Source organism: Alkalibacterium putridalgicola (genome assembly GCF_040959045.1).
In the GTDB taxonomy this organism is placed as follows: Bacteria; Bacillota; Bacilli; order Lactobacillales; family Carnobacteriaceae_A; genus Alkalibacterium; species Alkalibacterium putridalgicola.
The window spans coordinates 747,022-760,914 of record NZ_CP162615.1 but is presented as its reverse complement, the minus strand read 5'-3'; the positions used below and the strand labels follow the sequence as shown (position 1 = coordinate 760,914).

At 44.3% G+C, this 13,893-nt stretch carries 10 protein-coding genes and 1 riboswitch; of the genes, 2 read left to right on the top strand and 8 right to left on the bottom strand.

The window, feature by feature from the left end:
* Positions 1-332: 332 nt before the first annotated feature.
* A complete protein-coding gene (gene ltrA / locus AB4027_RS03810) occupies positions 333-1,721 on the top strand; it encodes a group II intron reverse transcriptase/maturase (protein WP_368645238.1) in 1,389 nt (462 codons plus the stop codon).
* Between the two features lie 216 nt (positions 1,722-1,937).
* Positions 1,938-3,251 carry an ISL3 family transposase gene (locus tag AB4027_RS03805; protein ID WP_368646399.1) on the top strand — a complete coding sequence of 438 codons (1,314 nt, stop codon included), beginning with the start codon at positions 1,938-1,940 and terminating at the stop codon, positions 3,249-3,251.
* 236 nt (positions 3,252-3,487) lie between these two features.
* Here AB4027_RS03805 and trxA read toward each other — a convergent pair whose 3' ends face one another.
* The 8 genes from trxA to mgtE all read right to left on the bottom strand — a co-directional run bounded on the left by trxA (position 3,488) and on the right by mgtE (position 13,388).
* Positions 3,488-3,799, bottom strand: coding sequence for a thioredoxin (gene trxA / locus AB4027_RS03800; protein WP_368646035.1), 312 nt, complete (start codon positions 3,797-3,799; stop codon positions 3,488-3,490).
* Between the two features lie 104 nt (positions 3,800-3,903).
* On the bottom strand, positions 3,904-6,276 hold the full coding sequence (locus AB4027_RS03795) for an endonuclease MutS2 (protein ID WP_368646034.1): 2,373 nt from the start codon (positions 6,274-6,276) through the stop codon (positions 3,904-3,906).
* A gap of 124 nt (positions 6,277-6,400) precedes the next feature.
* A complete protein-coding gene (locus tag AB4027_RS03790; protein ID WP_368646033.1) occupies positions 6,401-6,961 on the bottom strand; it encodes a CvpA family protein in 561 nt (186 codons plus the stop codon).
* A 23-nt stretch (positions 6,962-6,984) separates the two neighbouring features.
* Positions 6,985-7,254: a cell division protein ZapA gene (locus tag AB4027_RS03785; protein WP_091487454.1), complete on the bottom strand. Its 270-nt coding sequence runs from the start codon at positions 7,252-7,254 to the stop codon at positions 6,985-6,987.
* Between the two features lie 546 nt (positions 7,255-7,800).
* Positions 7,801-10,218, bottom strand: coding sequence for a phenylalanine--tRNA ligase subunit beta (gene pheT / locus AB4027_RS03780; RefSeq protein WP_368646032.1), 2,418 nt, complete (start codon positions 10,216-10,218; stop codon positions 7,801-7,803).
* 6 nt (positions 10,219-10,224) lie between these two features.
* A complete protein-coding gene (pheS, locus tag AB4027_RS03775; protein WP_368646031.1) occupies positions 10,225-11,271 on the bottom strand; it encodes a phenylalanine--tRNA ligase subunit alpha in 1,047 nt (348 codons plus the stop codon).
* 304 nt (positions 11,272-11,575) lie between these two features.
* The gene (locus AB4027_RS03770) at positions 11,576-11,923 is read right to left on the bottom strand and encodes a winged helix-turn-helix transcriptional regulator (protein ID WP_368646030.1); all 348 of its coding nucleotides are present in this window, start codon (positions 11,921-11,923) and stop codon (positions 11,576-11,578) included.
* 100 nt (positions 11,924-12,023) lie between these two features.
* On the bottom strand, positions 12,024-13,388 hold the full coding sequence (gene mgtE / locus AB4027_RS03765) for a magnesium transporter (protein ID WP_368646029.1): 1,365 nt from the start codon (positions 13,386-13,388) through the stop codon (positions 12,024-12,026).
* A gap of 238 nt (positions 13,389-13,626) precedes the next feature.
* Positions 13,627-13,794, bottom strand: a riboswitch (M-box (ykoK) riboswitch).
* Positions 13,795-13,893 lie beyond the last annotated feature (99 nt).

The window sequence follows — 13,893 nt, the reverse complement described above, 5'->3', positions numbered from 1 at the left end:
TAGGAACTGTTAGCGAAAGACAAGGGTGTCCGCCGTGAGGCGGAATCTGAAGGAAGTCGGACGCAAATGCTTGCACTGACGAACAGAAACTTCATACCAAGGCTTAATAGAACGGATGAGCTTGCATCACAAAGTGAAGTCCGATACTGCCCGAATTCTATTGAGTAAATGAAGCAGTGACGTGAGCAGAAGGTTGTCGTTCTTACCCGGGGAGGTCTCGTCAGCGCTTAGTAGTAACAACGAATGGCGAGAAGTCAGCCGAGGTCATAGTAGGGAAAATGTACCGAAGGACCGAACAATATCAATACTTTGAAGATTGGAGGTTAGGCATTATGACAAACGCAGAAAACGACCCACGGGTTGGCAAACTACAAAGGGATAAGCTGGAAGCGAAAGAGTATGTAGATGTGCGGAGTAATCGCCTAGGTGAATGTAAAGACAAGTATGGTGAGTCTCTCATGAGGCTCGTTGTAAGTGAGAAGAATCTATTTGAAGCGGCTAAAATTGTTAAACGCAATAAAGGAGCTGCTGGAGTAGATGGTATGACAGTTAATGAGATAGAATCACATATCATGGAAATGAGTCCGTATTTAAAAAAGAAACTGTTAGACGGCACCTATAAACCACAACCGGTCAGACGGGTGGAAATTCCCAAAGCGAATGGGGGTATCCGAAAACTGGGCATTCCAGTGGTACGGGACCGAGTGGTCCAGCAAGCCATCAGGCAAGTGATAGAACCTATCATTGATAAACATTTCCTCCCACACAGTCATGGGTTCCGTAAAGGGAAAAGCAATCATACAGCTCTGAAAGAGTGTGTCGACTATTATCAGCAAGGCTACAAAGTGGCCGTCGATTGTGACCTGAAACAGTGCTTTGACACACTCAATCATGATAAGCTGATGTACTATCTCGAACAGTATATACAGGACAAAATGATTCTGAAAATTATCCGTAAGTTCTTACAGAGCGGTGTCATAGATCTGTCTGGCGAATTCGTAGAAAGTAACACAGGCGCACCACAAGGTGGCGTGATTTCGCCCCTACTCAGTAACGTATACTTACATGAACTGGATAAAGAAATGAAGCAGAGAGGACATCGTTTCGTTCGGTTCGCTGATGACTTCGTCATCTTTGTGAAGTCAAAACGAGCCGGTGAACGTGTGCTCCAAAGCATCACTCGCTTCATTGAAAAAGACCTGAAACTAACTGTCAACCAAGAGAAAAGTAAAGTGGGTTCACCAACGCGTTTAAAGTTCTTGGGTTGTCTGATAACCACAGTGAATGGGGTCTGTCGCTACAGACCTTCGAACGAAGCCAAAGCGAAATTCATTCGCACCTTGAAACGCTTGACCAAACGTAAGCGAGCAGGGAAGTTTGATGAGATTGTCAAAGAGATAAACAGCCGAACAAGAGGCTGGATAAATTATTTTGGCACAGGCTTCATCAAAACCTTCGTAACTAAAGTGGAGCAATGGCTCCATCACCGAATCAGGCAGCTAATTTTAAAGAGATGGAAAAATCCACGTACTAAGATTAGCAGATTAATGCGCTTAGGTCTAGATATAGATAGTGCCAAACGCATAGGCTATTCCAGAAAGAAATACTGGAGACTGTCAAAAACACCTGAAGTTCATTGGGTGCTTACAACGAAAAGACTCTACCGGTGGAACGTAGTTTCACTACGAGACCTGGCAGAGTCTGCTTACTTAAGATATTGAACCGCCGTATACGGAACCGTACGTACGGTGGTGTGAGAGGACGATAAATGAATTAATCATTTATCTCCTACTCGATTGTACAATAAAGGACGTTGGTGAGAGAGAATCTCACTAACGTCCTTTTGTTTATATTAGAAAACAAGTGAGTTCTCCTGTAGAATAATAGTCGACGAAAACATCACCTAAGGAGGAACCCACTTGCCTACTTCAAATAATATGCGAAACGTTCTAGATATTCAAGATAAACATCTCACTTTTTCCGATGATTGCGTCACCAAAGGTGACTTTAAGGGTAAGAAATGTAAGTTCATTGACTGCACATTGTCCTATGTACCTAAAGAATGTGCGCACTGCGAGGCGCCCAATGTAGGGTTTAGTATTTATAAAAATGGAACTCAGACCTCTCGGGTAACCTTTCCCATGGCGGGGATCTTGCCTACATACTTGCGTATCAGAAAACAGCGTTTTATGTGCAAGCGCTGTGGTAAAAGTTTTACTGCTCAGACCCCCGTCGTTGAACGTAACTGCTTCATCTCGAACTACATAAAAGCACAAATCTTGACTCAATCCGGTGAAACCCGATCGGTAAAAGATATAGCCAAGCACACCAATGTCTCAGAAGCGAGTGTTCAGCGTGTCCTTACATCAGAAGGTGAATGTTACCGTCCGCATTATCATTCACTACCAGAAAACTTGTCTTTTGACGAATTTAAATACGCCAGCGGGCGCATGGCTTTTGAATACATTGATGCAGAAACGGGCGATATTTTGGATATCTTACCAGCTAAAGACAGTCGTTATGTCACTCAACATTTCTTGTCTCGATACAGCCTCAAGCAAAGAAGCGAAGTGAACACCATAACGATAGACATGAACGCCAGTTATATGAGCTTCATACCCACGCTATTTCCTAACGCTCATATTATCATTGATCGTTTCCACATCATCCAACTTATTAATCGCTCAATGAATAAAACACGGGTGACAATAATGAACCAACTGAACAACTCAAATGGCGAAGATCAGAAAAAGTATCGACGGTTAAAACGCTACTGGAAAAAGTTACTTAAGAAAGAAAAAAATATCACTTATACGACCTATACCTTCTACCGCCTGTTCGGTCAACGAACTGAAGCAGCCATTCTATCGGAAATACTTACCTATGATCCAACGTTAAAGGCCACCTACGATTTGTATCAGTCTATCATTGCGGCCGTTGAAGCGAACGACTTTGAACGATTGTCGGCTATACTGAATCATCCTTGTTCACCGGATGTGTCCCCTCAGATGAAGACAAGCCTGCGGACGTTGAGAAAACATCTAAGTGCGATACGCCATACCTTTATTTATCCGTACAACAACGGACGGATCGAGGGCATCAATAATAAAATAAAGGTCCTGAACCGAGTAGCCTACGGCTACCGCAACTTTGCCAATTACAAGAATAGAATCATATTGCACTTCAAGCTTAATCAACAAATAGAACAGGAATCTGTCAAAAAAAATGAAGAGCACACATCAGCTGCCTAGGTAGCTGAGATGTACTCTCCGATAACTTAAAAATATTTAACTATTATTCTTCACCAACGTTAGTTGACGTAGAACCTCTTTTTCGCTTCCGAATTTTTTCGTAAACGTGCTCCAAAAAGCAGACCCGCCGTCCACTTCACGAACAATGCTCGATAATCTACGATTATCTTGCGCTTATTCGCTCCAGTGATACGGGTCTAAACGCTTTTTGTCCCACTCTCTCATATTTGACTTTTTTATTTGTGGCTTTCCAGTTTAGATAGGATCTGTTCTTTGCTGTGGTAACCGATCAGCTTGTCTACGACTTCGCCGTCTTTAGTTACTAGCAATGTTGGGATACTCATGATACCGAATTTGCTTGGTGTCGCCTGATTTGCGTCGACATCCATTTTGAAGTAGTTGACGCTGCCGTCAGACTCTTCATTTAATTCGTCGATAACAGGTGACTGCATACGGCAAGGTCCGCACCATGTTGCCCAGAAGTCTGTTAATGCTACGCCTGATCCAGTTTCTTGATCGAAGTTTTTATCTGTTAATTCTCTAACCATTATAAATTCCTCCTATATATTGACTTACTTATTAAAAGTAAGTTGCTCATTCCATTTATTAGTATAGCAAATTCTTATATTATTGTCTACCGTTGTGATTGTTTTTATTTAAAGGTCACGATCGTTGCACCGCTGCCGCCCTGGTTTGCCGGTGCATCACTGTATGATTTGACCTGCGAATGTTTTTTCAGATACTGGTGAACGCCTTTTCTGACTGCTCCGGTACCCATGCCGTGGATGATCGTGACTTTCGGGTAGTTCGCCAGTAACGCCTGATCCAGGTACTGATCGACTTTGTTCACAGCCTCCTCCACACGTTCGCCTCTGACATCTATCTCAGTGGACACTCCGGCGCTGGATGAACGTTTGACCGACACACGCTGCTTCGGTTCGTTTTCCGGCGCGACTTGTAACAGATCCGATTCATGAAGTTTCATCTTCAGCATACCCATTTGGACGACCCAGTGCTTATTATCCGCCTTGTCAATGACCGTTCCTTTTTGACCAAAGGACTGGACTTCGACACTGTCGCCGACTTTCAGCGTTTTTTTATTCTTCTGCTTATTGAGCACTTTATTTTTCTTCAGACTTTCTTCTTCTGCCTTCAAATTGGATAAGCGGGTCTGTGCATCAATGAATTCATGTTCTTTAAGCGGTTCATTCATATGACCTTCAAGCTGTTTCTGTCTCAAATCTTTTATGATGGCTTCCGCTTCCTGTTTCTTCTTCTCTAAATAGCTGTTCGCTTCTTTCTCCGCTTTTTTACGCAGACGTTCTTTTTCTTCCTGATAGGCATCATATTCAGCTTTAAGTTCTCTATGGAGCCGCTGAGCATCTCTCAATTCTTCAGTAGCTTTACCGGCTTCCGTTTCAGCCTGTCTGCGTTTGCCTTCCAGATCTTCGATCATCTGATCGACACTTTGGCTTTCGCCGCTCATCAGCTGCCTGGCTGAGTCAATGATCATTGAATCAAGGCCCAAACGTCTGGCGATCTCAAAGGCATTACTTCTTCCCGGGATACCGATCAGGAGACGATACGTCGGACTAAGTGTATCGACGTTGAACTCCATGCTGGCGTTGATCGTTTCCACCCGGTTATAGCCGTAAGCCTTGAGTTCGGGATAATGCGAGGTAATCATCACATAGCTGCCGCTCTGGGCGATTGCATCCAGGATGGCAATGGCCAAGGCTGCACCTTCTTGAGGATCTGTTCCTGCACCCAGTTCATCTAATAGGATAAGACTTTTATCATCCATCCGTTTCAGGATATTGACGATCGTTGTCAAATGAGACGAGAAGGTCGACAAGCTCTGCTCAATGGACTGTTCATCACCGATATCGGCAAAGACACTTGAAAATATACCCATCGTACTGTCTTCTTCAGCAGGGATGAACAAGCCGGACTGACCCATCAGCTGGAGCAGACCGAGGGTTTTCAGAGCCACTGTTTTCCCACCGGTATTCGGCCCTGTCACGATCATCGTTTTATATTCTTCACCGATGATGATATCGTTCGGGACCACCTCATCTTCAGCAAGGAGTGGATGACGAGCCTGATACAGCTCAACATGGTTTTCAGTACTCACTCTCGGCTTGACAGCCTTGATCGCTTTGGCAAACCGTCCTTTAGCCTGAATCACATCCAAGTCGACCAGCATTTTGAGATGCTCTTCCAGTTCTTCCCTGAAAGGTTCTATCTCAACGGTCAGTTCTGCCAGGATACGGTCCACTTCATGTTTGGCTTCCACCTGATACTGACGCAGCCGGTTGTTTAGATCGACGACACTCTGTGGTTCAATGAACAGGGTCTGCCCTGTGGAACTCTGGTCATGGACCACACCGCCAAAGGTCGAACGGTTCTCTGCCTTGACCGGGATAACGTATCGGTCGTTGCGCATCGTGATCAGCGCATCAGTCAGAAACCGCGCCTGAGAACCTCTAACAATACTTTCCAGTTTCTGACGGGCCCGTCCTTCCGTCTGTTTGATGCCGTCCCTTAACCCTTTTAGTTTAGAACTTGCATCATCAAGCACATAACCGCCTTCGTCTACGACCGAAAATATCTTTTTTTCCAGAGCATTGAAGGTCTGCAGTTTGTTGATTTTATCATAAAGCCTGTTTAAAGGGATGTCCTCTTCTTCTGCTTTCCTGAAAAAGGTTTTTATTTCCCGAAGGGTTCTCAGCATTCGCCCGATCTGAGCGACCTCTGTTCCGTTCAATGTCCCTTGTACACGCACACGTTTCAAGTGGGGACGGATGTCTTCAAAGGCAGCGAGCGGCATGCCGCCTCTCAACCGCATAAGGAGTGAGGCATCTTCGGTTTCTTCCAGCTGTTCCAGGATGTAGTCTTTATCATTAGTCGGACGGATGGTACGGGCTTTTTCCTTACCCAGTTTTGATACAGTGTGTTCACTTAATTTCATGATTACTTTTTCATATTCCAGTGTTTTAAATGATGATCGAAATGTTTCAGTCATGCTTTCTCTCCTTAAATGATCGGATAGCTCTTTCCATTTTAGTCTGTAAGTCTACAAAAAAGTTGATTGAAAGGCATCATACTGATGTTTTCTTCCAACCAACTCTCCTTCATTTATCTATTGATTACTCTTCTATTCCCTGTTCGACCCACCAGTCATAAACCTGCTGTGATAATTCAGGGGTATCTGTGACGATTTCTCTGGCAAGCATACTGGACTCGAACTGCTCTTGAATTATGGCCATCGGCATCATTGAAAACACAAAGAGAATTAAGAAAATCCCTATGTAATGAACAATGAAACTTAACACAGCTCCACCTATCGCATTTACTGTGCGCATGACAGGTAAATCAGCCAGGGCCTGGAACAAACCGCCAATGACCCGTGTGATCAGCCAGCCTGCAAACAGGAGGACTACAAAAGAGACCCCATTATAGAATGGGCTGTCCAGTTCGAACAATAAGTCCATGCCATATAATACAAATGGATTAGCTGAAGAGGATGAAGGTGTTGGATACGGAATGAACATTTCGGCATACTCACTGAGCAATTGATAATAGTTCAATGCCAGCCAGAATGAAACGGCATATCCGATCGTCAGGACCAGCTGCAGGATCAGTCCCCTTCGTGCTCCGCTATAAAGTGATAATAATAATATAAAGATTATGATTCCTGTTAACAGCATACTTTTCTCCTTGTTCGCTGCAGTTAGTTTTCCTTGTTCTGTTCCAACTGCTCATATTTTTCTTTCCATTCATTCAATTCATTTCGCATGGCCAATTGATCGGATACTGCATTGATCGCAAGCAAGATGGCTCGTTTCTCTTTATCCAACCCCTTGGTCATTTCTTTCAGTTGGGTTAATTGTTCGTCCACAGTTTCTGCCACAACGCGCATGTGCTTTTCAGGCTTGGAACCAACAATCGTGTATGTTTCTCCATCTATGGTTGCTTTAAATCTTCGCTTCCCTTCGGACATGACACAGCCCCCTCGCTTCTCAAATTCTTTATTATAATAACACGAATGCGTTAAAAGTGCATTAGTTACAAGGCTTTTTATACAATTTTATTGGAATATTCAAAGGTTTATGAATTAAAAGTGAGACTGATAAAAGTGTACGGACCCGTGTTCGACAGTTAGGTTTAACCAATTAAAATCTAAGTACCGAAGTTTGACTGATTCGGTACTTTAGAAGAGACCTCTTTATCCTACTAGCCGAATTTCACGTGTGTTCGACACTTTGAAAACAGGATTATACTTCTAATTGCCGAACAAGGAGGTTTTCGACAATTAGCAGCGCCTGCCTTGGATTTACTTACCGAACTATGGGAAACTTCGGTACTTTCCGGCTCGGATACTTTTTCTAATTACCGAAGTTCTCATTCTTCGACAGCTACGTTATGAAATCTTATTCCATAGTGTCGAACCTTCTCGGCTACCAGTCATTCAACGTGATATCAGACGATGAAAAAGAGACTGGACGCTTACACCCCAGTCTCTCTACGTATTCATAATATTATTATATTAGCGGATCTCTGCATCCAGTTTTTCAACTAAAGCTGCTTTCAGCTGTTCAAAGTCGCTTGTGACTTCTTCCTCTTTCAGGGTCGCTTCAGGATTCTGATAGGCCAGACTATAAGCCATCGATTTCTTGCCCTGTTCGATATTTTCCCCTTGATACAAGTCAAAGAGTCGGATAGATTTCAGCCACTTGCCACCCTGTGCTTTCATGACAGAAAGAACGGTGTCATGGAGGACCGTCTCGTCTACAACAAAGGCCACATCTCTGGATGTTCCCGGATATTTCGGGATCGATGAATAGATCAGCGGCTCTTTTTCTGTATCGAGCAAGGCATCCATATCGATTTCAAACAAGTAGGTCTCTTTAAGATCCCGTTCGTCTGCCAGCTGAGGATGCAGCTGACCGATCACACCAACGACCTGGTCCTGCCATCTGATTTCGGCTGTACGTCCCGGGTGAAGTTCTGAGTAGGCTTTAGACGGTTCATAACTGATCTCCTCAGCGACACCGATGACATCAAACCATTCTTCCAGTATACCTTTGACTGCATAAAAATCAACGGACTGTTCACTTTCCTGCCAGTTTGTCTCGATACGGGAACCCGTCAAGGCCCCGGCTACATGTGTCACTTCGTCTGGCAGTTTGCTGTCAGAAACTGGGTAAAACACGCGCCCGATTTCGTAGAAACCGACATGTCTGTTCTGACGAGCCACGTTATACTGAATATTATCCAATAAGCCACTTAAAAGACTCTTGCGCAGTGCCTGATGTTCTTCACTCATCGGCCAGTCCAGTTTCACAGGTTCCCCTTCAGCACGAGAAAAGGCATTGGCTTTTTCGTTTGTCGTCAAAGCATAGCTGATGGCCTGGGATAAGCCGGCCCCTTCCATGAAATGACGGGTATCGCGGACACGCTGTTGTTTATGGGACAGCTCGCCAGGAACAGATTCACTGTGAGGCAGGGTTGCCGGAAGACGGTTATAGCCATGCAGGCGGGCTACTTCTTCAATAATATCTGCTTCGATCTCGATATCCCAGCGTCTTGGCGGTACAGTGACCGTTAATGAGTTTGTGGCAGTTTCTGTTTCAAATCCCAGTCGATGCATTAAATGAACAACTTCATCCATGACCAGCTCAGTGCCCAGTGCCTGGTTGATTCTATCAAGCGTAATGGTCACCTTTTTATTCTCCGGCTGGATCGCTTCAACACGGGCAACGCCGCTGATGACTTGACCGTTCCCAAGATCGGCAATCAGTTGTGCCGCATGATCCAAGGCTGTTTCTATAGCTGCGGTATTCAGGCCTCTTTCAAAACGGGCACTTGACTCGCTTCTCAGATTCAGTGCCTGCGCTGTTTTTCTGATGACACTGGATTCAAACAAGGCAGACTCCAGGGCGATCGTTTTGGTCTCACTTGTTACATGCGTATTTTCGCCACCCATGACACCTGCTAACGCGACAGGTTTTTCTCCATTGGTGATCACAAGGTTCCCCGGATTCAGACGTCTCTCCTGTCCGTCTAAAGTGACCAGCTGTTCATCCTGTTCAGCTCTTCTGACACGGATCGATTTGGAATCAAGCGCATCATAGTCAAAGGCATGCAGCGGTTGACCGTATTCCAGCATGATATAGTTGGTTACGTCTACGACCGCATCGATCGGGCGGATGCCAGCGTTCATCAATTTACGCTGCAGCCACATCGGACTTTCCTGTACTGTGACGTCTTTAATCACGCGCATTTTATAGACAGGCACATCCTTTTTGTCATCCACAGCTACACTGATATAGTCGTCGATGTTTTCAGATTCATCTTCAGACACAGTCACATCCGGGAAGGACGGTTGCTGTGACAAGATAGCTGCCACCTCATAGCCCACGCCGCGCATGCTCAAAGCATCGGCACGGTTCGGTGTGATATCAAGCTCGATGAAGGCATCATCCAAACCTATATAGGGCAGGGCGCTGTGACCTGTTTTGGCATCATACGGAAGCACATAGATACCATCTTCTGCTTTTTTAGGAACGACGGCGTCAGAAAAACCTAATTCCTGAAGGCTGCAGATCATCCCGTTGGATTCCACTCCGCGCAGTTTACTTTTCTTGATCTTCAATCCGTTAGGCAGTCTGGCCCCCGGCAAAGCAACGATCACTTTCTGACCGGCTTTAACATTCGGCGCTCCGCAGACGATCTGCTTTGACTCATCCTGATCGACATCCACAGTTGTGACGTTCAGATGATCAGATCCTTCCATCGCTTCGGCTGTCAGGACTTCTCCGACGACGAGGTTATCTAAAGTCAGAGACGGTAACGTTACGTCGTCCACTTCGATACCTGTCAAGGTGATCTGGTCTGCCAGTTCGACCGGCGATATGTCGTTCAAATCTAAATATTCACTTAACCACTTCACTGATACTCTCATGCTCTTCTACCCTTTCCTCTTGAATTGTTCCAGGAACCGCTGATCGTTGAGATAAAAATTACGGATATCATCCACGCCGTATTTCAGCATGGCGATACGGTCAGGCCCGAGCCCGAAAGCAAAGCCGCCGTATTTCTTGGAATCAACACCGGACATTTCCAGTACATGCGGATGCGTCATGCCGGCACCCAGGATCTCGATCCAGCCGGTCTGTTTACAGACGTTACAGCCTTTACCGCCGCATTTGAAGCAGGAAACATCCACTTCAACAGACGGTTCTGTGAACGGGAAATAACTCGGACGGAGACGGATCTCTCTTTCTTCGCCGAACATCTTTTTAGCCAGCAATTCCAGCGTGCCTTTCAAGTCAGCCATCGTGATGTTCTCATCGATGACCATTCCTTCGATCTGATGGAACTGGTGTGAGTGCGTCGCGTCGTCTGTATCACGTCGATACACTTTTCCTGGACTGATCATTTTTAGTGGGCCAGTTGAAAAATCATGCTGTTCCAGGGTACGTGCCTGGATCGGCGATGTATGCGTACGTAAAAGGACGTCTGATGTGATATAAAACGTATCCTGCATATCACGTGCCGGATGGTTCTGCGGCAGGTTGACACGTTCAAAGTTATAGTAGTCCGTTTCGACTTCTGTGCCTTCGATGACCTGGTAGCCCATGCCTAAGAACAGATCTTCGATTTCTTCCATGATCTGAGTCAGTACATGGGTCTGACCCGTTGTGACCTGTTTTCCTGGAAGTGTTACATCGATGGCCTCCTCAGCCAGCTTTTTCTCCAGCGCAGCTTTTTCAAGAGTTTCTCTTTTCTCTGACAGGAGGGCAGTGATTTCGTCCCGGACTTCATTGGCTTTTTTACCCAAGACCGGGCGCTGTTCTGGCGTAAGATTTTTCATCCCTTTAAGGACGCTTGTGACTTCACCCTTTTTACCTAAATACTTGACGCGCAAGTTTTCTATTTCTTTCAACTCTGCCGCTTTACCGGCTTCTGCCTTTGCCTCTTCAAGCAGCGCAGTTAATTTTTCTTCCATTTCCATCGTCATGCTCCTTTGCATTAAATATGAAACACTCACTTTTTCTTTTTAGACAAAATAAAAAACCCCATCCCAATAGAGGGACGAGGTCAACACGCGGTACCACCCTTGTTCAAAAGTTTCCTTTTGCACTTATTGCATAACGGCGCATACCGAGATCAAAGTCGATCTACATACATCTTTGCTCAAATGCTCCAAGCAGAGACATGATGAAAGTGAACTTCCGCAAATGATCCAGTCGATGCTTTCAGCCGGGGCACCGTTCTCTAAGCTTGTCTCATCCACGTACTCTTTTTCATCTCTTGTTTTAGTCTATTTCACAGATCCACTGATCTGCCCATTCCTGAATTTCAGTCATGACATTTTTAAGGGATTTTCCTTTTTCAGTTAAACAATAGCCTGATTTCATCTCACAGGAATCGTCCAAGTCTCTTGTTACAATATCTTCTTTTTCAAGCTCTTTCAAGCGTTCAACTAACACGCGGTCGCTGACGCCGGATATTGACTGAGATAAATCTTTAAAACGACGAGGTCCATCCAACAATACATCAATAATCAATCCTGTCCACTTTTTACCTAAGATGGCAAAAGTCTGTTCAAACTTCGGACAGATGACTTTATCTTGAACTGTATTTGCTGTAGCCATTTCTATCATATGCTGTCACCTCTACTTTCACACTAAACAGTATACCATTAACAGACTTAAATTGGTACGTCACATTTCGATTTTTCAAAATTTAGATTTTCGTTCACAATTATAAAAATTCGATCAGCATTGTGGCAATAGTAAAGTAAATCATTAATCCTAATGAGTCGTTGATTGTTGTGATGAATGGACCTGACGCTACAGCAGGATCTATCTTAAACTTAGTGATGATCGATGGTATAACTGTCCCGATGACTGTAGAGATACTAATCGTTATAAACATGGATACGCTGATAATTATTGCCAGGACTACGTTTCCATATATAACACTGATCATACCTACAAGCACAATACTTGCAACAATTCCCATGATCATTCCGGCACCAAGTTCATTTTTGACTGTCTGTAAAAAACCATCTTTATCTTTTTCATCATCGATGGTCAAGTTACGAACTGCAACCGCCAACGACTGGGTCCCTACATTACCGGCAGTGTCCATAATCATAGGTATAAACGCTGCAAGCAGTACTACAGATTCCAGAGTTTCTTCAAACACCCCAATGAGGCTCCCAGTAATCGTACCTAAAAATAGCAATATGATTATCCAAGGTATACGGGATTTCGCTGTTCTAAAAGCGGAAGTTTTCATATCATCATCTCCACGCTTGATAGCTGAGAACTCGTTAAAATCTTCTGTTACCTCTTCTTCCAGAATATCCATAACATCATCGACAGTTACGATCCCCAGGATTGTGCCATCGTGGCCTAAAACCGGCAAGGCCAACAAATCATAATCTTGAATAACACGAGCGACTTTTTCCTGGTCTTCATCAACGTTTACGGAAACAACCTGGTTGAACATAATATCTTCTACCACCTCTGATTCCGGCGACAGCAGTAAATCTCTAAGAGATAATACTCCAACCAATCTCCCTTTATCATCTATAACATACAGATAGTAAATTGTTTCAGCTTCTCGGCCTATCATTCTGAGCTGCTTGACCACTTCAGACGTCGTATCTTTAAAATTGATTTTAATAAATTCCTTGGTCATGATAGAGCCTGCAGTTTCAGGTTCATAGGCCATGATTTCCTGAACGCGCTGGCTCTCTTCTTCGTCCATCATATCCAGTAATGTCTGGTTGTCTGTTTCATCGCTTTCTGTCAAGAAACGCGCCACGTCATCCGCAGCCATCGTATTAAAGACCTCCGCCATATAGGCATCAGGCAAGTATTGGACTGCAGCTTCCTGATCCTCCGTCTCCATCCACTCAAAAATCTCCGCAAACTCTTCAGGTGTCAAGAATTCAGATATCTTACGTTTTTTATCGGGATAAAGCAGATGAAACACTTCATGCTGATCCCGGTCATGCAGTCTCAGGAAAAGTTCTCTGAAAGCCTGTTTATCGTTTTCTTTGGCTGCAGCAAAAATCTGTTCGTATGTTTTCTGTTTGTTACTTTTTACTAGTTTCATAGTCAAAACACCCTTCTTTTCTGGTTTGGCGATGGAGCATGTTTAATCATCGACTGGCTTGCTGATACAATATTAGACAAGGGAACCGGGTCCATCGGCCTCACCTCCGTTTTCTGAGTATTTTGAAACAAGAAGTTCTATTAAAAATCACCATTGTCTATTGTTTATAATAAAAAAATGGTTAAAAAAACACGCTTTATAAGAGCGTGTCAAGAACATGAACGTGATATCATCTTCCAAAACACCTCTGTCGTTGAGCTTCAGCTTCATATGGCATAGAGATCGATTTCTCAGCTACGTTAAGAATCCCCTTCATCCGAAAATTCCTGCTGACCCGTTGGCGTCTTTAGACATTTCCGGGCAGTAGCGTGTCTCCATATGGTAGCCTCACCTAACAAGGTTACAGTTATCTTTCGTTCTAATCATAACGAATCTGACTTACTCAATCAAGCAATAATTATCATATAATCTGTATTCGGCAGGAGGCAAGTGATAATCACAATAT

Excerpts from the sequence above, each read along its gene's own strand:
- AB4027_RS03790 (WP_368646033.1), bottom strand. The coding sequence starts at position 6,961 with ATGCTGTTAACAGGAATCATAATCTTTATATTATTATTATCACTTTAT.
- trxA (WP_368646035.1), bottom strand. The coding sequence starts at position 3,799 with ATGGTTAGAGAATTAACAGATAAAAACTTCGATCAAGAAACTGGATCA.
- AB4027_RS03805 (WP_368646399.1), top strand. The coding sequence starts at position 1,938 with ATGCGAAACGTTCTAGATATTCAAGATAAACATCTCACTTTTTCCGAT.
- mgtE (WP_368646029.1), bottom strand. The coding sequence starts at position 13,388 with ATGAAACTAGTAAAAAGTAACAAACAGAAAACATACGAACAGATTTTT.
- AB4027_RS03795 (WP_368646034.1), bottom strand. The coding sequence starts at position 6,276 with ATGACTGAAACATTTCGATCATCATTTAAAACACTGGAATATGAAAAA.
- ltrA (WP_368645238.1), top strand. The coding sequence starts at position 333 with ATGACAAACGCAGAAAACGACCCACGGGTTGGCAAACTACAAAGGGAT.
- pheS (WP_368646031.1), bottom strand. The coding sequence starts at position 11,271 with ATGGAAATGGAAGAAAAATTAACTGCGCTGCTTGAAGAGGCAAAGGCA.
- AB4027_RS03785 (WP_091487454.1), bottom strand. The coding sequence starts at position 7,254 with ATGTCCGAAGGGAAGCGAAGATTTAAAGCAACCATAGATGGAGAAACA.
- AB4027_RS03770 (WP_368646030.1), bottom strand. The coding sequence starts at position 11,923 with ATGATAGAAATGGCTACAGCAAATACAGTTCAAGATAAAGTCATCTGT.
- pheT (WP_368646032.1), bottom strand. The coding sequence starts at position 10,218 with ATGAGAGTATCAGTGAAGTGGTTAAGTGAATATTTAGATTTGAACGAC.